We start from the raw sequence: 18,688 nt of genomic DNA, 5'->3' as shown, positions 1-18,688 counted from the left end.
AAGCAAGAACAATTGTCAGCCAATAAAAGATAAATAGTTACAAGCCTTACTTGCATTTAGTTTGCGTATTTTAAGTTTAGTACAAAGCCTTTTTTTAGAAAAAGAACGGATCAGAACGTTCAGCGAGAATTGGCTAAAATTACGATGAGGTTCTACTCAAAAGTAAAAAGTGAGCCAAGTTATCGGAACAAGCCAGAGACTTTTCAAACACAAAACAAGAACCGACAATCACGAAATTAGGAGATTGGCAAATGATCTAAACCATCAAACGTTTAGTTCTCTAAAAAAAGGACAAAGCTGGAATTACTCTTGAAAAGTACAATTTTGCAACTTACTTTGATTTATCAAAAAGAGAACTTCACATAATTCTCGACAATGATAGTTAACGTATTTGTGTATGATTTTTTGCGGGAAAAGGACGCGAGTCATTTTCCGATGTTGCCGAAAGATAATTAATAAGATTGAATTTCCGATGAGGAAATTCAGCCGCAATTAATTATACGCTTTGTTAGCTACTGTTTACGCTTCTCCATTGATATGGAAGTTATGAATTGTATTAGTTTTTGTATTTATAATAACTGTAAAAAAAGTATCACCTCCGTCCATTACATCTAAATACCTTGAATCAATCAACTCATTATCAATCTCTTTTTCAAGTTTTTTTTCAAGTTCTTTATTGCCTTCAAAATCTATATAACCGTAGTCAAAAATTAGATATATCTTTTTAGTTTTACTTCTAACATCATAGAATCCAGAAATCTGAACGCTATAATTACAGATCTCATTTTTGATTCTGTCTGTAGCTCTCTTATGCTCAGTTATCTTGGTTTTAATCATTTCCATTATATAAGGAATCTCGTATTCATTTACGTTTATTGGCTTATAGACGTCATAATCAATGTCAGGATCAAATTTTTTAAACAATTCATTTTGGACAGTAATAAAAGGAGATGGATATTCTGGTCCAATAATTTCATAATTAAGAATACAATCTTTTTTACAAGAATAAATAGAAAGTATAATTAATAGGTATAGTCGTCTTTTCATTTCAAAGAATTGTAGCTAACGTAATTGTGTATGAAAAGTTGCGATGATTTTGGTAGCAATTTTTCATTCATTTTTCATGATTTAAAAGTAAATATAATTTTTGATTTATAGAGAATGCAGCAATTTTTTATACACGCTGTTAACTAATGTTGGAGAACACTAGCCAAAATTCAAAGCGTTTAGAAAATTTTACACTGAAAGCAAACGAGACAGAATGCAAAACTAAAGGTTTACAAACAAGCACAATTGTCAGCCAATAAAAGATAAATAGTTATAAGCCCTACTTGCATTTAGTTTGCGTATTTTAAGATTTGTATGAAGCCTTTTTTTAGAAAAAGAACGTATCAGAACGTTCAGCGAGAATTGGCTAAAAAGACGATGAGGTTCTACTTAAAAGTAAACAGTAAGCTAAGTTATCGGAACGAGCCAGAAACTTTTCAAACACAAAACAAGAACCGACAATCAAGAAATTAGAAGATTGGCAAATGAGCCAAATCATAAAACGTTTAGTTCTCTAAAAAAAGGGTAAAGCTGGAATTATTGTTGAAAAGTACAATTTTGAAACTGACTTTGATTTATCAAAAAGAGAACTTCACATAATTCTCGACAATGATAGTTAACGTTTTGGCTATGGTTTCGTTACGGAATGGTACGAGAGTATCATTCCGCCGCAACCATAAATATAGCAAAAAGGCTTGAAATTCCGATTAGGAATTTCAGCCGTAATGAACTATAGCCGTTGTTGTGTATAGTTATTTAATTCCGATTGCGCCATCTCTAATTTCATTTCGCCATTTTTTTCCATATTTTTTATCCAAATAAGCGAAAATGGTTTGGTTATATTCTTCTTCGTTTTCATCTTCGCCCATTCTAATGCAACCTTGGCTAAAGAATTCCACTGAATATTTCTTTTGAAAAGCAATATCTTTTTCATTGTCGAAATCAGGCATTCCACCAAAACCACCTGGAAATAAAATCCGAATTTTTTCTTTTTTAATAGCTTTTTTAGCACCTTCAATATTAAAATCAGATTTAAAATCGACTTTTACCGTATGAGTAAAAATCGGTTTTTTTAATTCGGTTGAATCTTTTTCCGATTGCGCATTTATTCCGCAAGCTATAAGACTGCAAAATATTATCAAATATGTGTTCTTCAGTTTTTCCATTATTATACACAACGGTTTTGTATAAGATTAGTTGCGTGTTTTAAGCAACTAATTTAGCAAATACAAACCGAATAGAAAATCCGCGAAGATTTTCGTAAGTAATCTAGAACCAAGCAATTAATTTTATACGTTGTTGGCAACTGGCTTTTCTTTCCGATTTCTATTTGTCAATCGAAACTAAAACTTTTTCAATTTCGAGTTTTTGCCATTCTCCATTTCTAAATTCTGGTCTTGACCTTAAATTTCCTAAAACTCCCGAAGTTTCTTTAAATCTGTTAGCATTCCAAACTTTTTGTTTAGAAGTTCCGTTTTTATAAAATGTCGTGATATAAGCAGTTTTGGTCAATAAAAGTCTCCTTTTAAATTCATATTCCGTTGACGGATTTAATTCAATGGGTAAAATACCATTTGAATAATCAACTATTCTTTGTTTAGAAAAGTCTCTTTTTGGTAATTCACTTTGCTTTGGTAGAGTATTTTTTGCTCTAATCTCAACTGTCAAATTCTCCAAAACTGACTCAATTAATTCTCCATCGTATTCGTCTAGAAAATCTTGTTTTATAAGTTCCGATATTTTTGCTTGATAATTTTCTTCGAGTAGTTTTTTTGTCAGTTCTTTATGTTCTTCTCTGCGATTTAATTTTTTTAGTCCGTTAAGAGTGAAATTCTGCAATGATTCTTGGTTAAAATTTTCTTTTGCAAATATTTCGACAAATTTTAATCCTTTTTCATTATCCTTTGTGAACTTTATTGTTTCTAAAAGGATTGGGTCTTCTTGTTTTGCCAAATCTCCATCATAAAAAATTTGGATTCCTTGTCCGATTAAAATTCCGTATTCGAGTTTTAACTGACGCATATATGAAAATAACTGTTGCTGAAATCTTGAATTAAGTGGAATGTTTGGCTGTTTAATTTCAATTACGAACAATTTTCTATTATCGGAATTTTTTATAACAAAATCAGGTGTAATTCTGTTGGCTGCACCAACTTGAAAAGAAGGTCGAATTTCAATATCTCCAGTGTATTCTTTCCAATCCAAAACTCTTAAAGCTTGGACTACGTTTTGTTCAAAATCACTTTCGCTAATATCAGTCCGAATATTTTCGGATAGTAAAAAGCAGATTTCATTCCATTTTTCGTTGTTCATTTTCGGTTTTCTCGGTTTTTTTTCAGCTTGTTGCCAACGTTTTGGCTAAGCTGCGTTTTAATGCAGTTTAGGTTTTGTTAGCTACAGTTTTACTTTTTAATCTCCTTGGCCTTCTGGAACAATAACAAAAGCCCATTCCGCTTCGTCAGGAACTCCATATTTTACCAGAAATTCGCCTCCAAGTCCGCTGACTTGTGATTTCTTGTCCTCGATTTCAAGTCCATAGGTTTCTCCAAACATAAATTTTACACCATTGTTTAATTCGAGCGTGTCTGTATCTACCATATTGAAAACTTTGAATTCGTTAGGTTGTATTTTAAGTCTTTCCGAAACTTGAATTTCGTTCTTAGTCTCGTTGAAAATAAACACTTTGTATGTTTTTCCAGTTTTCTCGTATTTAGCTGGAATTATGGAAACTTCATTTCCTTTTTGGATAAAGATGTTACCGTGTTGATCTGTCCATCTTTCTTCTTTTTCCATCTCCATTGGGTCAAATCCATACATAAATTTATTCAACTGTCCATTCGAGCTTTCCAGTCCGACTATATCCATTAATTGCTCGATATAAACACAAACCATTTCTCGGTCTTCCGTATCTAATTCCAGATAGTTTTCTCTAAATCTTGAAAGTCCAATTCCAATCTGTTCTTGATAATCTTTGTCAGTCGGACTTTCAGATTCCGCAATGGTTTTAAAGTCATATGCAATTTGGTTGATTTTCTCTGTGAAAATTGGTCGCATTTTTTCATCTACGATTCCTGGATAGTAATTCGGATAGGGTTGAGCAACAAATTTTTTCTTCGCAACGAATTCTGCAAATTTTTCATTTGCATTTATAGGTGTTTTCATTTCAGTTGCTTTTTGTCCGCAAGCTGATAAGGTTAAAAAAAGTATGAATATTTGGATGTATTTCGTCATTTCTCAAATTGTAGCTAACGGTCTCGTATAACCGTCAGTTACGGGTTTAAAGTTACTGTTTTTTGGTTAAGCACTGACGCTTGCAATTCCGAGTAGATTCGAACGTAGACGAATCCGCAGTAATTGCGGTTATACATTGTTAGGTGCAGTATTTTTACCATAATTTCCAAAAAGGTTTTTTGCTTTTCATTTCAGTTTTAGGACTTACTTATGTATTATATTTTTCCATTATTTCAAAAACTCTTTTATAGTTGTAATCAATATTATCAACAGTCTTTTTCCAATCGATATCAGAAATTTCAATCCGAGTTTTTAATGAGCCATTCCATTTTGTTTTGAATCCGTTTTTATCTAAAACCTCAATTATTTTGTAAGCAACTTCTTTGGCAAGTTCATCTTCTCGATTATAGCTGTCATAAGCTAGAAATAAGTTTTTTTCAGTTCCGATGGCTCTTTCCAAATCTTGCGTATGGTAAAAACAGTAACCTTTTGCTTTAACTCCAATGGAATTCAGTTCATCGATTATTTCAGCACAATCTTCTTCTCCATCTTGTCGTGTATATCCTGCTTTGTGTAGTGAAACAATTTTTTCTTTATTCAGTTCGTCAAAGGTTTTAACTAATTTGTCAAAGTCAGTTGGTTTTTCCCAATTCAAGCTTTCTGATTTGTGTTTATGTAATCTTTCTTGAATTTCCTGTTTTAACCAATCTTCATCGAAATTTTCCTCATCATAAAACATTTCTGAAATAGTCTCAAGAAGGTCATCCGCATTTTCAAATCCAAATAGAATATCTTTTTCTAATTGCTCAATTGCTTCGTCTTTAATTTCTTGATTCATTCTAATTCGGTTCGTTTGTCGATATTGCACCTAACGTTTTTGTGTATTATTTTTTGCGGGAAAAGGATGTGAGTCGTTTTCCGATGTAGCGGAAAGATAATTAATAAGATTGAATTTCCGAAGAGGAAATTCTGCCGCAATTAATTATACACCTTGTTGTAACTTTTGCGTTTAAGTTTTTATTAATATCTCAGTTAATATACTCTTTGGAAATTCATATTCAATTTTTTCTGATTTTTCGGGGTATAAGACTCCGTTTCCATTTCTGTACTCAACATGTAAATTTACTATTATAGATTTTGGTTTGATTTCCTTGATTTCCATTTTTGAAACTCTAATCTTAAAGTTATTTAAGGTTTCGATAGATTCTAAATATTGCTCTGAAAACCAATTGTTAAATCCGTTGTCAACACGGTGCTCTTTGAATTCGATAATCTTTTCATTTAATTTAATTTTTACAGTGTCACTCAAGTCTTTATTATAAAAGTTGGTTCCACCGAAGGAATATCTATAGAAGTCTAAATGAACGAATTTTCCAATATAGGAGTTGTCAAGCTCTGATACTCTAACGTATTTAATATCAGATCCGTCTTGAGAGTATAAATTTATTACAAATATTAATATTATGACTAAAGTTATTCTTTTCATAGGTTTTCTCTTTTAGCATTAGTTACAACGGTTTGGCTAAGCTGCGTTTTAATGCAGTTTAGGTGTTGTTGTAGGTAGGCTATTTTATAGCTCGTTTCTATTTTTTTCTGCATATTTACGATATAAGTCCATCTTTGGACCGTCTGGATAACTTGAAAATTCATTGTCAAATTTCATCATTAATCTTTCCGAATTTTCGTCAGAACTTTCAAAAAACCAATTATTATTTTCTGGAAGTAATGCAATCGCCTGCTCTATAATTTCAGCAGATTTAGTTGCTCCAATTTCACTCAGAGATTTTACAACTTGTTTTTTCTGTTTAGGAAACCATTCTTGTAAAAAAGATAAAATACTATCTGCTTGACCAGCATTTTCCAAGTGCATACAAAGAAATAAATTCTGTTGTACTGAGTTTAAAGAATTTGGATTTTTTTCGTGCCTATTTACAAGAATCTCGAACAACGCAATTGAAAAATCAGAATTGTCATCTAATAAAAATAAGTTTTCTATATCTTCATCTCTTACAATTTTATCTCTTTTCCGAATTTCAGCTTTCATTTCTTCTGTCATCCATGAAAGTCCATTAAAAGAGTCATTATCCATAATTTTAAATTTATTCCCTGCGTTTTTAAGCTTACCTACAACGGTTAGTATAACAAGCGTAGCCTGACGATAGGAGGCTATGATTTGTTATACATTGTTAGCTATAGTGTTTATTCTCCAAGTTTTAATTTATGTTTAATAATCAAGTAAGAATTAATGCTTTCTCCATTTTTTTGTGCAGGATTGAATTTCATTTTCTTAATACTTGATTCTACTGCAGTCGTCAAGAAACCATTATCAGCAAATAAGAAGTCTAGATTTACTGGTTTTCCATCTTTATCTATCTCAACAAAATAGCTATAACTTAACTCGTGGTCTTGTGGGTAGCCATCAAAAACAGAAATATCAGCTTTAAAATCATTTTCCAATACATCCTTATTAAGTATGATTGGATAAGAATCAGCAATCTCAAGCTCACGATTAATTAACCATTCGTCCTCCATTTCACATATAATTGAAGTTACAACCACTGGATTCTCAAAAATTGGAAACTCTTTTTTTGAAACTACCTCTCCCTTTCTATACAAAGTTTCTTCTTTTAGGTTGCCGTTATTATAGTAGCTTCTTGTTATTCCATCTTCTTTACCTTCCTTAAATTCTTGTTCTAAACTCACATTACCCTCTCGAATTGTTCTTGATTTTCCGTGTTTTAGATAATTTTTGTACTCTGTTTCATAAGTTGTAACACTTTTAAAAGAATTCCACTCAGTAATACAAAGTCCAGTTCCATCGATTAATGTTTGTCTGCCATCTTCATTCCAATAATTTTTCCAAAAGGCTCTTCCTTCTTTGAAATCAACTTCTATTTTTTTATTACCATTAGCCCAATACTCAATTCGATACCCATTCCTTTTAGTTTTACCAATATTTGTTGAATGTTCTTTTAATTGGCCATTTTCATACCATTCTTTATAATCAACATACTTTTTATCCTCTTGGTCTCGGTATTCTAATCTTGATTGTTGACCATTTTCAAAGAAATATTTTAGCTCGTTTAAACCATTGGTTGAGTTACGAGTAACTTCTTTCCTTAGCTGTCCATTCCCATAATACTCTTTAAGTTCACCAGTTTTTTGACCCTTAGAATATTGTACTATTTCTTTTGGTTTCCTGTTCTCATAAAATGATTTAAATTGTCCATTTATTACACCTTTTCGAAGCTGAAACTCTTCTTTGATCGTTTTGTTATCATAGAAGGTCTTACAAAGACCAGAAAAATTCATATCAAATTCTTCCCCATCTTCGTCTAGACAAATTTCGTTGGGTTTTTTACGAATGTAAGCTTCAATTAAAGACATTGTCTTTTCATTCATTTCATAGTAGTCGTCATCAAGCAAAGACATTTTGTCTAGTCTATCATAGAGGTCACTTCCAAACAAATCACTTTCTTGTGCTTTGTCCATTAACTTTTTATTTTTCTGATAGATTTTATCTGCTTTTTTGACAAGGTTGGCCATTTCAGTATCTCCAATATGTTCTAATCCTTTTATTATCGTAGGAACATAAGGCCCATAACCATTGTAGTAGAATTGAACAAATCCACCGTTTGTAACTTGAGCATCTAAATACCACCAATAATAAAGTGCTTTCTGTCCGTACGATAAAGATTTTCCACGTTCAATTTCGTGTTCCTTGTCCTTTACAAATTTTGATATTGGCTCAAGTACAAACCAGCCAAAATCAAACCCACTTAATTTGAAGAATTCGCCTTTATTTAATTCAGGTCGAAAATGTTTAGTTTCATTAAAATCCCAATAAGGGTCATTTTCGTTTTGTGCTTTACAACTAAACAGATTTAATAGATTCATAATAATTATTGAAATGGTAATTGTTCTTTTCATTCGCAATGCTTATTCTACATTATAGCTAACGTTGATGTATATGGTTTGTTGCGTGGTTTAAGCACCTAATCTAGCAAATAAAAACCGAATAGAAAATCCGTAAGGATTTTCGTAAGTAGGCTAGAACTAGCAATAAATTATATACGTTGTTGTAACACGTTTTTTTATTCAGTTTTCTTATAAACTTCAGTTCCGCAATCAATACACAAACCTTGTCCTTTTGTTAAACTCAATAATCCATTTTTCCTAATTGAAATTGCGTAAATTCCTTTTTTACTGAATTTTATGTGATGCATCATTGAGGTTTTTCTTAAAAGCTCATATTTTTCTTCTGAAATTAATTTTCCATCTTTGTAAAAACGAGCATTTTTATCTTTATCAAATACAATTTTTTCATTCTTTTCTCCTTTAAATGGAAACATTGTATTCGTTTGTGCTTCCCAATTCCATTTCCCAACAATTTGATAAACTTTCAATATTCTTTGTTTTTCTCCAATACTTCTGATTCTATCAATTGCGTACATTGAGAAGTATGATTCAGGATATTTTTTCGAAAAGTTCAGATATTCTTGAGTTAGCAACGAGTCAGTTGTTTTTAATTCGTTTTGCTTGATAGGTAAAATATATTTCGATGTAGATTTATTTCGTAACGAATCAAATGAAATATCTTTCGAAATAATCTTTTCAAATTGAACGCTTGGTAGATTTTTCAATGAATCTAATTCCGATATAGTTGAATTCACTTTATTATTCAATTCTATATTTTCTGCTTTTAACTTTTCAGATTCTTTAGAATCAGAACAAGATAAAAAAGAGGCTAATAATATAAATATTGCAATGTTTTTCATTGGCTTGTTAAATGTGTTACAACGTATTTGTGTATGATTTTTTGCGGGAAAAGGACGCGAGTTGTTTTCCGATGTTGCAGAAAGATAATTAATAAGATTGAATTTCCGATGAGGAAATTCAGCCGCAATTGATTATATACATTGTTAGGTAACGTTTTTATTTATTTTTTCATTCAACTTTTTATCTTCAGCTAGTACTTTTTCCTGTTGTTTTCCTCTTATATAAAATGAAATCCCACCAAAAGTTACTATTAGTCCAAATAATAAAGAAATGGATACTAAAAGAAATATTCCTGCAATAGTTAAAAAAATTCCATAATTCTTATTCTTTTTTGGGTTTAAGGATCCATTTTGAGATCTAGCATTTCCAGCAGCGTCAAGTTTCATTTTCAGTTTCCTTTCAGCTTCTTTTACGTCTTTCACAAACTCTCCACAACTATTTTCAAATTGAGGTTTGTCATTCGTTAAAGAGCAAACTAATCCAGTTTTAAAGTCTACATATCTGTTTTTACAAATTTTGCAAAATTCAAGACGTTCATTTAAAGTCATAATTATTTTTTTTAAATATGATTTTTGATTTGAGTATTTTTCATTTCTTCAAAGATTTTCTTTTCATCGAGCAAATGTTACCTAACGTAATTGTGTATGAAAAGTTGCGATGATTTTAGTAGCAATTTTTCATTCATTTTCATGATTTAAAAGTAAATATAATTTTTGATTTATAAAGAAAGAAGCAATTTTTTATACACGCTGTTAACTAATGTTGGAGAACACTAGCCAAAATTCAAAGCGTTTAGAAAATTTTACACTGAAAGCAAACGAGACAGAATGCAAAACTAAACGTTTTCAAACAAGAACAATTGTCAGCCAATAAAGGATAAATAGTCAAAAGCCTTACTTGCATTTAGTTTGCGTATTTTAAGATTTATATAAAGCCTTTTTTTAGAAAAAGAACGGATCAGAACGTTCAGCGAGAATTGGCTAAAAATACGATTAGGTTCTACTTAAAAGTAAAAAGTAATCTAAGTTATCGGAACGAGCCAGAGACGTTGCAAACACAAAACAAGAACCGACAATCAAGAAATAATGAGATTGGCAAATGAGCCAAACCATAAAACGTTTAGTTCTCTAAAAAAAGGACAAAGCTGGAATTATTGTTGAAAAGTACAATTTTACAACTGACTTTGATTTATCAAAAAGAGAACTTCACATAATTCTCGACAATGATAGTTAACGGTCTCGTATAACCGTCAGTTACGGGTTTAAAGTTACTGTTTTTCGGTTAAGCACTGATCTTTGCAATTTCGAGTGGATTCGGACTTAGTCGAATCCGCCGTAATTGCAGTTATACATTGTTAGCCACTGTTTTTCTGTTTTCCATTTATTAATTCCGAATGATTTTCAGCGTTTTTTATGTCCGCAATCCATTTTTCTGTATAGTCATTTTTTGTTAAGTCAGAAATCCCGTTTAAAAAATAATCCCGCAATTCGTTCACAGCCATTTCCTTTTGAGTAGGTTCAAATCTAATCTTACACCTATATATTCCGGGTAAAAATTTCAACCAATCCCTCCATTTTTCTTTCGGTTTTTCAAGACCATTAACTTTAAAGACATTTCCATCACAATCACAGAACATTTTGTTACGATAATACTTGTCAAAAATTGATTTTTTGTCTGTGTATATCAGATTGCTAAATAGAATATAGTCAAGAATATCATCATCATTCCATTTTTCAGTCGATATGTTTATTATTGGAAACTTCATTTTTCAAATTGTGGCTAACGTGTTTATATATGGTTTGTTGCGTGTTTAAAGCACTAGTTTAGCAAATAACTACTGACCAAAAAAATCCGCGAGGATTTTCGCAAGTAGTGAATAAGCAAGCAATAAATTATATATTTTGTTGTGTACAGTTTTTTATTTTCAATTCTTTAATAAATTCAGTTTTTTCACAAGAAATAATGGCAAAGATTGAATTCTATATGTTGAAATTACAAATGGTTTAAGACTTGTGGGTTTTCCATATTCAAATTCCAGTTTGAGTTCTGATTCTAAATATTCAAAAATTTGGTTACTACATTTTATTTCTCCCTCAAGCCAATTAGTCCAACCAAATAGTATTTTCTTAAAACCTTTCCTTAAAATCAAAAAATCATCATCAATTCCAGCGTCAAATCCGTAATATTTAGCAGTAACAATCCAACCTCTTTTTCTCAATTCAGAGATTATTTCATTCCATTTTTCAGTTTTGATATTTATTGCGACTTTTCTCAGAAATCATTTATTTTTTCAACACTCCAACCGTCAAATAATTCAATGCCAATTGAGTTAGCTAGATGGTTTAATTTTAAGTTTATTTGATGTAATTCATTAGGATTCAAAATTTCTTTTTTAAAAACTTCTAACTTCCAATCTCCAAGTTCTGATTTTTCGATTTCTTTAGTATTAAATTTATATTCCTTTTTCAAATGACTGGCAATTTTTTTCAATTTTGATTTTCTTTTGTCAAAGAAAGTAAATTCCCATTTTAGTTCATTATTTATATCCCAATTGTCCTTTGACATTTGCTTAAAGATATTTTCTATGTTTTCTAAATTTGAGTTCATTCCTTAATTGTACACAACGTATTTGTGTATGATTTTTTGCGGGAAAGGACGCGAGTTCTTTTCCGATGTTGCGGAAAGATAATTAATAAAATTGAATTTTCGCTGAGGGAATTAAGCCGCAATTAATTATACGCGTTGTTGTGCACTTTACTTTTCTTCCCATTTTAATATTAAACTCAATAATCCTTCTTTCATTCCTTTGTGATAATTTCCGTTTTTAAATTCAGGAATCATAATTTGATTAATCACATTTTTACAAAACTCGTTTTTTATTTTGTTCTCAGTTCCAACTGCTGTAGCTATTCCTATTTTACGGCAAGGCTTACATAGTACTATAGTAAGTCCATTAAAGTCTTTAGGCGACGCAATTCCCCAGTCATTACCCAAGTCTGTTGCGTATTTATGAATATCTGTATAAGGTTTAATATCGCTTGTTGTTACGATTATTATTTTTTTTGATGAATTACTTACAACTGTAGATATTAAATTCTCAAGTTCAGATTCTTCTTTTCTTGTAAAGACTTCTCCAAAGTCATTGATGATCTTTAAAGAATCAGGTATGCTGAAACCTAATTCATTGTCAAAGTGAATTTTGGTGTCTGTTTTTGAGATTTTATTTGTACATGAAACTAAATTCAAGAGAATTAATCCTAATATTATGTTCGTAGCAATTTTTGTCATTTGGTATTGTGCACAACGTATTTGTGTATGATTTTTTGCGGGAAAAGGACGCGAGTCATTTTCCGTTGTTTCGGAAAGATAATTAATAAGATTGAATTTCCGTTGAGGAAATTCGGCCGCAATTAATCATACACCTTGTTGTACACCGTTTTTCATTTATTTAATTTTTATCAAATCTGGTAAATTCCATCCGTTTCATTTTCGGACAATGATTAACTACAATGTCAAACTCTGAAACTTTTTCCGTTGGTGTCACATACCATTTGCCAAAACTATAAGTTAGCAAATAGACATTTTCAAATTCAGTCGGTTTTATGGTCAGTTCAGTTTTTTCAGTTTTCGCTTTTTGTGGAACAGTTCTTAATTCTAATGATATTTCATTTTCCGTCATTTTCCTTAAATCAAACATCAAGTCAACATCAGGCTCCAATTGGTAGAAGAATAGAACTGAACTTTCATTTATTTCAAAAGCGGTTGTGTTTCCATCGCAAGGTTCATAAACCACAAATTCATTGTTGAGTTTTTTTAAACTTATCCAATGTCTTGGGAATTCTTTTAGGTCAATTTTTATTGGTTTATGTTTTTTTGCAATTTCTTTTTCTTGATATGAAATTGCGTCATTATCCATTCGGTTTGGTTTCCAGTTAATCAGTCTTTTAAACGTTTCTGAATTTCGAGTTGTGTCGATAAACAACTGATGTTCGGAAAGGTCTAGGCTTTTCGGATTGTTCTTTTCCAAAATTGTATCCAAGTCAGCTTTCCAAGTAGGAATTTCAGTCAGTTTATTTTCCGTTTTTTCAGGTTTAGTTTTCTTATTACAAGAGACCAAAAATCCTAATATAAATGCTATGTATATTGCTTTTTTCAAATGGTGTACAACGTAATTGTGTATGAAAAGTTGCGATGATTTTAGTAGCAATTTTTCATTCGTTTTCATGATTTAAAAGTAAATATAATTTTTGATTTATAGAGAATGCAGCAATTTTTTATACACGCTGTTAACTAATGTTGGAGAACACTAGCCAAAATTCAAAGCGTTTAGAAAATTTTACACTGAAAGCAAACGAGACAGAATGCAAAACTAAACGTTTTCAAACAAGAACAATTGTCAGCCAATAAAAGATAAATAGTCACAAGCCTTACTTGCATTTAGTTTACGTATTTTAAGATTTGTATAAAGCCTTTTTTTAGAAAAAGAACGGATCAGAACGTTCAGCGAGAATTGGCTAAAAATACGATTAGGTTCTACTTAAAAGTAAAAAGTAATCTAAGTTATCGGAACGAGCCAGAGACGTTGCAAACACAAAACAAGAACCAACAATCAAGAAATTAGGAGATTGGCAAATGATCCAAGCCATAAAACGTTTAGTTCTCTAAAAAAAGGACGAAGCTGGAATTACTGTTGAAAAGTACAATTTTACAACTGACTTTGATTTATCAAAAGGAGAACTTCACATAATTCTCGACAATGATAGTTAACGTTTCGTGTAAGTTGCGTTTTAATGCAATTTACACGTTGTTGTTTGTAGTAAATATAGCTAAAATCTTATAGTTTCTGTTTTTATATTTACGTAGTCAGTCCAGGCGCTACATTCAGATTACTTTAAATCCACTTGTTTTTTCAAGATTATGAATTATATCAACCACAGACTGATATGGTTTGTTATCTGAAAAATGATTTTCTGCTTTGCTGTAAAACATTGATTTAAATAAAATTATCGTTTTAAAACTTGACATTGTCAAAAAAATCTTCTAATTTCGGCAAGCTTTTTACGCTAGCATGCGTATTTGAAAGTGTAACTCTCATACGATGTCAATCGATAAGCTTGACTAAACTACATTCTTACGTTTAGTTAATTTTAATCCTGTTTTACCTATCCTTGATAACAATCAAAAAGTGTATTTAAAAGCCAAAAGTTGGACTTATTACATACAACGGTCTTGTATAAGATTAGTTGCGTGGTTTAGCAACGAATTTAGCAAATACAAACCGAATAGAAAATCCGCGAGGATTTTCGTAAGTAGGCTTGAACTAGCAATTAATTTTATACGGTGTTACCCAACGTTTTTCTTATTTTTAGTTCCGTTATTCTGTTTTCAATAGTTTTTAAATCACTAATAAATTCCACTTGGTCAGCACATTTAAGTTCAGCAGAAAGTAGGATTTTATTTTTGTTTTTGTCAATTAACAAAATTCCTTCATCGTGTTTCAATTCAGCTTCGTTATCTACAACTTCATCTCTGGAAAGAATTTGTATTTCTGAAATAATGAATTCATTAAAGCTTATGCTCGAATTCAGTCCTCTTTTTAAGCTTTGTTCCCAAATACTCTCGAAGTCGCCTGTCAGTTTTTCCTGTTCCGCAATTTTTATTTTTAAATTGTAATAGTCTAATAGAGTTTCCTCATCTTCAGTCCATTCAGCTCTAAATTCAAAATTTTTTGATTGGTCATTTCCATATTCATCTTTCCAAAAGAACGGAATTTGAAAAAAGTTTGCAGTATGTGTTTTCTCATTCAGATTTGCACTCAAAAACGGACTTCGTATAAACCAAATCCTATTTCCAATCAGTTCATTTAGCTGAATCAGCTCAATTTCATCTATATATTTTCCTAATTTTCTCAATGGCTGCTTTAAATGTTGGGTAACGTTTTGTGTATGGTTTGTTGCGTGTTTAAATGTACATTTTTTTAGCTAAACACTAGCTTTATAAAAAATCACTTGCCTTTGGTTTAGAAAGGTATAGCAATTAACTATACGCTTTGTTAGCTGACGTTTTTTTAAAAATATTATCATTTAATTTTCCATCTGCTACGTGATCAAGAAGCATTAATTTTCTTAAACTTTTCCATAATGAGTTTTTGTATAACTTTTCGTTTTTTAAAGATTCAGGATAAAGAATTTTTGCATCATCATAAAAGTGAATCCTCCATTTTGTTAATTCTGTTTTAAATTTTTCCTCAATTAGTGGTTTGATTATTTCAAAACCATCAATTCCCCATGTAATATTTAAGAAGTATTTCTTTAAATCGATATCAATAAATCCAATAAAATAACTATCATCATCTCCATCCATACAGTTTATTCCTACGATTGAGATTACCTTTTCTAAATCTAAAATCCAAGATTGGTCTTTATGCGCGGTCCAAAGGCCATCTCTATGTCTTCCATCGAACTCACTTTCATAAGTTATCAAGTTATTTTGAATATAAATTTTGTTCATTGCAATGGCAGCTAACGTTTCGTGTAAGTTGCGTTTTAATGCAATTTACACGTTGTTGTTTGTAGTAAATATAGCTAAAATCTTATAGTTTCTATTTTTATATTTACGTAGTCAGTCCAGGCGCTACATTCAGATTACTTTAAATTCACTTGTTTTTTCAAGATTATGAATTATATCAACCACAGACTGATATGGTTTGTTATCTGAAAAATGATTTTCTGCTCCGCTCTAAAACATTGATTTAAATTAAATTATCGTTTTAAAACTTGACATTGTCAAAAAAATCTTCTAATTTCGGCAAGCTTTTTACGCTAGCATGCGTATTTGAAAGTGCAACTCTCATACGATGTCAATCGATAAGCTTGACTAAACTGCATTCTTACGTTTAGTTAATTTTAATCCTGTTTTACCTATCCTTAATCACAATCAAAAAGTGTATTTAAAAGCCAGAAGTTGGACTTATTACATACAACGTAATTGTATAACTGTTGTTACGGGATTAAAGTTACATATTTTGTTTAAAAACTAGTGTTAGTAATTACCGAGTGAATTCGGACGAAGTCGAATCCGCCGTAATTGCGGTTATACATTGTTGTAAGTTGGCATTTAATAATATTCATATGTAATTTCTTTTAAATTACCATTTGAGTATTCTCTGCTTTCGTACGTAGGATAATTTAAATTATTGTATTGAAAAGATGATGAGTAAGAGTTGTTTAAATCAATGTTATTTTGAGAATTCCATCTAGTGTATTTTGTAGTGTTTCCTAAATTAGAGCCTCGAAAAAAATCTAATAGTTCATTTTTATTAAATAAGTTTTTGTTATCTCGAGTCCATTTTTCTTTAGATATTATTTCATTGTTAGAGTCATATCGAGTAGATTCCATACTACAATTTAAATCTAGATAGTCATATGTACTTTTTGAAATCAGTATATTATTACTATCGTAGATGTCAATACTAATAAATCCACAATTATTATTAGAAAAATTATATAATCTATAGTTCATGAGATTATTACTAGAGTCAAACCTATCTCTTCTGGATAGATTATCGGTAATACTATAATATTTTCGGATTTCTGCTAATTCGTTTGAAGAATTATAGCTTCTAAAAAAAACGGTATCATTAGAATATTCAAAATATTCTTTTCTCCATAATTCACCAGATTCATAATATTCTCTGGAAGAAATTAAATTGTTTTGATAAGTATATTTTCTAGATACAAGACCATTTTCATTTATCTGCTTAATTAATAAACCCTCTGATTCTAGCGTTTCGTTGGAACCATCATTCGAACAACTTAAAATAATAAATGAAATAAATGTTAGATAAATTTTTCTCATAGTTTTGATATTTTGGCTTGCTTACAACGTAATTGTGTATGAAAAGTTGCGATGATTTTAGTAGCAATTTTTCATTCATTTTCATGATTTAAAAGTAAATATAATTTTTGATTTATAGAGAATGCAGCAATTTTTTATACACGCTGTTAACTAATGTTGGAGAACACTAGCCAAAATTCAAAGCGTTTAGAAAATTTTGCACTGAAAGCAAACGAGACAGAATGCAAATCTAGATTTTTATGAACAAGAACAATTGTCAGTCTATAAAAGATAAATAGTCACAAGCCTTACTTGCATTTAGTTTGCGTATTTTAAGATTTGTATAAAGCCTTTTTTTAGAAAAAGAACGGATCAGAACGTTCAGCGAGAATTGGCTAAAAATACGATGAGGTTCTACTCAAAAGTAAAAAGTAAGCTAAGTTATCGGAACGAGCCAAAGACGTTCCAAACACAAAACAAGAACCGACAATCAAGAAATAATGAGATTGGCAAATGATCCAAACCATAAAACGTTTAGTTCTCTAAAAAAAGGGCAAAGCTGGAATTATTGTTGAAAAGTACAATTTTGCAATTGACTTTGATTTATCTAAAAGAGAACTTGATATAATTCTCGACAATGATAGTTAACGTAATTGTGTATGAAAAGTTGCGATGATTTTAGCAGCAATTTTTCATTCGTTTTTCATGATTTAAAAGTAAATATAATTTTTGATTTATAGAGAATGCAGCAATTTTTTATACACGCTGTTAACTAATGTTGGAGAACACTAGCCAAAATTCAAAGCGTTTAGAAAATTTTACACTGAAAGCAAACGAGACAGAATGCAAAACTAAAGGTTTTCAAACAAGAACAATTGTAGCCAATAAAAGGTAAATAGTTACAAGCTTTACTTGCATTTAGTTTGCGTATTTTAAGTTTTGTAAAAAGCCTTTTTTTAGAAAAAGAACGGATCAGAACGTTCAGCGGGAATTGGCTAAAAATACGATAAGGTTCTACTCAAAAGTAAAAAGTAAGCTAAGTTATCTGAACGAGCCAGAGACTTTTCAAACACAAAACAAGAACCGACAATCAAGAAATAATGAGATTGGCAAATGATCCAAACCATCAAACGTTTAGTTCTCTAAAAAAAGGACGAAGCTGGAATTATTGTTGAAAAGTAAAATTTTGCAACTGACTTTGATTTATCAAAAGGAGAACTTCACATAATTCTCGACAATGATAGTTAACGGCTTCGGCTATGATTAGTGCGGGAATAGGGAAGCTGTTGCTTTCCGATTTAACACTAAGGCGAAGCATTTTGTTTGCTTTTATTTTTTCTTATTCAAAAGTCAAATCAAAATGATTTGACGACTTTATAAAAATACACTAACTTTTGGATTAAACACCAAAACCCGTATTAATTATAGCCAATGTTAGCAAATGTTTTTAACTCGCAAAATTAACATCGATAGCTAAATCCTGAACAAAGTATTTCCACATCGGATAGAATGCCAAAAAACTCAGAAAAGCAGATAAAATTATTCCAATAATTCCAATCCATTTAATTTCTCTTAAAGCTTTTATTCCGAGTATAATACCAATTGTAGCTATTACAAATGCAATAATTTTAAATCCTTTTCCAGTTGTGTATACTGCTGGATTCAAATCCATTTTGTTTTGTCCAATCTGTTCTAAAAAATGAGCTTTAAACAACTCTGAAATTTCAATGTTAAACCAAATAACAAATGAAATTCCAGCCAAAGCTAATATGATGGAAACTATTCCGTATTTCAT

At 30.6% G+C, this 18,688-nt stretch carries 20 protein-coding genes; all 20 read right to left on the bottom strand.

Going from position 1 to position 18,688, the window contains the following annotated elements; translation table 11 throughout:
• Positions 1 to 519 precede the first annotated feature (519 nt).
• Positions 520 to 1,047 (bottom strand): hypothetical protein, encoded by a 528-nt coding sequence (locus tag BTO06_RS11835; RefSeq protein WP_100925505.1) that lies wholly within the window; start codon positions 1,045 to 1,047, stop codon positions 520 to 522.
• Positions 1,048 to 1,799: 752 nt separating this feature from the next.
• Positions 1,800 to 2,213, bottom strand: coding sequence for an FEKKY domain-containing protein (locus BTO06_RS11830; protein ID WP_100925504.1), 414 nt, complete (start codon positions 2,211 to 2,213; stop codon positions 1,800 to 1,802).
• Positions 2,214 to 2,373: 160 nt separating this feature from the next.
• Positions 2,374 to 3,360 carry a type I restriction enzyme HsdR N-terminal domain-containing protein gene (locus BTO06_RS11825; RefSeq protein ID WP_100925503.1) on the bottom strand — a complete coding sequence of 329 codons (987 nt, stop codon included), beginning with the start codon at positions 3,358 to 3,360 and terminating at the stop codon, positions 2,374 to 2,376.
• A gap of 96 nt (positions 3,361 to 3,456) precedes the next feature.
• Positions 3,457 to 4,278: a DUF4844 domain-containing protein gene (locus BTO06_RS11820; protein WP_100925502.1), complete on the bottom strand. Its 822-nt coding sequence runs from the start codon at positions 4,276 to 4,278 to the stop codon at positions 3,457 to 3,459.
• A gap of 208 nt (positions 4,279 to 4,486) precedes the next feature.
• Positions 4,487 to 5,116: a DUF6891 domain-containing protein gene (locus BTO06_RS11815; protein WP_100925501.1), complete on the bottom strand. Its 630-nt coding sequence runs from the start codon at positions 5,114 to 5,116 to the stop codon at positions 4,487 to 4,489.
• 171 nt (positions 5,117 to 5,287) lie between these two features.
• Positions 5,288 to 5,764 (bottom strand): hypothetical protein, encoded by a 477-nt coding sequence (locus BTO06_RS11810; protein ID WP_100925500.1) that lies wholly within the window; start codon positions 5,762 to 5,764, stop codon positions 5,288 to 5,290.
• 84 nt (positions 5,765 to 5,848) lie between these two features.
• Positions 5,849 to 6,367, bottom strand: coding sequence for a DMP19 family protein (locus tag BTO06_RS11805; protein WP_100925499.1), 519 nt, complete (start codon positions 6,365 to 6,367; stop codon positions 5,849 to 5,851).
• 110 nt (positions 6,368 to 6,477) lie between these two features.
• Positions 6,478 to 8,208 carry a DMP19 family protein gene (locus tag BTO06_RS11800; RefSeq protein ID WP_100925498.1) on the bottom strand — a complete coding sequence of 577 codons (1,731 nt, stop codon included), beginning with the start codon at positions 8,206 to 8,208 and terminating at the stop codon, positions 6,478 to 6,480.
• A 164-nt stretch (positions 8,209 to 8,372) separates the two neighbouring features.
• Positions 8,373 to 9,056 carry a hypothetical protein gene (locus BTO06_RS18705; RefSeq protein WP_198517076.1) on the bottom strand — a complete coding sequence of 228 codons (684 nt, stop codon included), beginning with the start codon at positions 9,054 to 9,056 and terminating at the stop codon, positions 8,373 to 8,375.
• Between the two features lie 144 nt (positions 9,057 to 9,200).
• Positions 9,201 to 9,605 carry a hypothetical protein gene (locus BTO06_RS11790; protein WP_100925497.1) on the bottom strand — a complete coding sequence of 135 codons (405 nt, stop codon included), beginning with the start codon at positions 9,603 to 9,605 and terminating at the stop codon, positions 9,201 to 9,203.
• 806 nt (positions 9,606 to 10,411) lie between these two features.
• Complete coding sequence (locus BTO06_RS11785; protein ID WP_100925496.1) at positions 10,412 to 10,822, bottom strand: hypothetical protein; 411 nt, start codon at positions 10,820 to 10,822, stop codon at positions 10,412 to 10,414.
• Between the two features lie 159 nt (positions 10,823 to 10,981).
• Positions 10,982 to 11,275, bottom strand: coding sequence for a hypothetical protein (locus tag BTO06_RS11780; RefSeq protein WP_100925495.1), 294 nt, complete (start codon positions 11,273 to 11,275; stop codon positions 10,982 to 10,984).
• Positions 11,276 to 11,328: 53 nt separating this feature from the next.
• Positions 11,329 to 11,664 (bottom strand): ribonuclease E inhibitor RraB, encoded by a 336-nt coding sequence (locus BTO06_RS11775; protein ID WP_100925494.1) that lies wholly within the window; start codon positions 11,662 to 11,664, stop codon positions 11,329 to 11,331.
• Between the two features lie 147 nt (positions 11,665 to 11,811).
• Positions 11,812 to 12,345 (bottom strand): TPM domain-containing protein, encoded by a 534-nt coding sequence (locus BTO06_RS11770; RefSeq protein ID WP_100925493.1) that lies wholly within the window; start codon positions 12,343 to 12,345, stop codon positions 11,812 to 11,814.
• A gap of 160 nt (positions 12,346 to 12,505) precedes the next feature.
• Positions 12,506 to 13,213, bottom strand: a complete 708-nt coding sequence (locus BTO06_RS11765; protein WP_198517075.1) for a hypothetical protein — start codon at positions 13,211 to 13,213, stop codon at positions 12,506 to 12,508.
• Positions 13,214 to 13,938: 725 nt separating this feature from the next.
• Positions 13,939 to 14,082, bottom strand: coding sequence for a hypothetical protein (locus BTO06_RS18500; protein WP_157811692.1), 144 nt, complete (start codon positions 14,080 to 14,082; stop codon positions 13,939 to 13,941).
• A gap of 308 nt (positions 14,083 to 14,390) precedes the next feature.
• The gene (locus BTO06_RS11760) at positions 14,391 to 14,969 is read right to left on the bottom strand and encodes a hypothetical protein (RefSeq protein ID WP_100925492.1); all 579 of its coding nucleotides are present in this window, start codon (positions 14,967 to 14,969) and stop codon (positions 14,391 to 14,393) included.
• A gap of 124 nt (positions 14,970 to 15,093) precedes the next feature.
• Positions 15,094 to 15,567, bottom strand: coding sequence for a hypothetical protein (locus tag BTO06_RS11755; RefSeq protein WP_100925491.1), 474 nt, complete (start codon positions 15,565 to 15,567; stop codon positions 15,094 to 15,096).
• Between the two features lie 606 nt (positions 15,568 to 16,173).
• On the bottom strand, positions 16,174 to 16,914 hold the full coding sequence (locus tag BTO06_RS11750) for a hypothetical protein (protein WP_100925490.1): 741 nt from the start codon (positions 16,912 to 16,914) through the stop codon (positions 16,174 to 16,176).
• Between the two features lie 1,426 nt (positions 16,915 to 18,340).
• A complete protein-coding gene (locus tag BTO06_RS11745; protein WP_100925489.1) occupies positions 18,341 to 18,688 on the bottom strand; it encodes a hypothetical protein in 348 nt (115 codons plus the stop codon).

The sequence above is a fragment of the Tenacibaculum sp. SZ-18 genome, from assembly GCF_002813915.1.
Taxonomy (GTDB): Bacteria; Bacteroidota; Bacteroidia; order Flavobacteriales; family Flavobacteriaceae; genus Polaribacter.
This window is presented reverse-complemented; position numbering and strand designations above follow the sequence as displayed.

Coding starts and splice junctions, on each gene's coding strand:
- BTO06_RS11835 (WP_100925505.1), bottom strand. CDS start 1,047: ATGAAAAGACGACTATACCTATTAATTATACTTTCTATTTATTCTTGT.
- BTO06_RS11830 (WP_100925504.1), bottom strand. CDS start 2,213: ATGGAAAAACTGAAGAACACATATTTGATAATATTTTGCAGTCTTATA.
- BTO06_RS11825 (WP_100925503.1), bottom strand. CDS start 3,360: ATGAACAACGAAAAATGGAATGAAATCTGCTTTTTACTATCCGAAAAT.
- BTO06_RS11820 (WP_100925502.1), bottom strand. CDS start 4,278: ATGACGAAATACATCCAAATATTCATACTTTTTTTAACCTTATCAGCT.
- BTO06_RS11815 (WP_100925501.1), bottom strand. CDS start 5,116: ATGAATCAAGAAATTAAAGACGAAGCAATTGAGCAATTAGAAAAAGAT.
- BTO06_RS11810 (WP_100925500.1), bottom strand. CDS start 5,764: ATGAAAAGAATAACTTTAGTCATAATATTAATATTTGTAATAAATTTA.
- BTO06_RS11805 (WP_100925499.1), bottom strand. CDS start 6,367: ATGGATAATGACTCTTTTAATGGACTTTCATGGATGACAGAAGAAATG.
- BTO06_RS11800 (WP_100925498.1), bottom strand. CDS start 8,208: ATGAAAAGAACAATTACCATTTCAATAATTATTATGAATCTATTAAAT.
- BTO06_RS18705 (WP_198517076.1), bottom strand. CDS start 9,056: ATGAAAAACATTGCAATATTTATATTATTAGCCTCTTTTTTATCTTGT.
- BTO06_RS11790 (WP_100925497.1), bottom strand. CDS start 9,605: ATGACTTTAAATGAACGTCTTGAATTTTGCAAAATTTGTAAAAACAGA.
- BTO06_RS11785 (WP_100925496.1), bottom strand. CDS start 10,822: ATGAAGTTTCCAATAATAAACATATCGACTGAAAAATGGAATGATGAT.
- BTO06_RS11775 (WP_100925494.1), bottom strand. CDS start 11,664: ATGAACTCAAATTTAGAAAACATAGAAAATATCTTTAAGCAAATGTCA.
- BTO06_RS11770 (WP_100925493.1), bottom strand. CDS start 12,345: ATGACAAAAATTGCTACGAACATAATATTAGGATTAATTCTCTTGAAT.
- BTO06_RS18500 (WP_157811692.1), bottom strand. CDS start 14,082: ATGTCAAGTTTTAAAACGATAATTTTATTTAAATCAATGTTTTACAGC.
- BTO06_RS11755 (WP_100925491.1), bottom strand. CDS start 15,567: ATGAACAAAATTTATATTCAAAATAACTTGATAACTTATGAAAGTGAG.
- BTO06_RS11750 (WP_100925490.1), bottom strand. CDS start 16,914: ATGAGAAAAATTTATCTAACATTTATTTCATTTATTATTTTAAGTTGT.
- BTO06_RS11745 (WP_100925489.1), bottom strand. CDS start 18,688: ATGAAATACGGAATAGTTTCCATCATATTAGCTTTGGCTGGAATTTCA.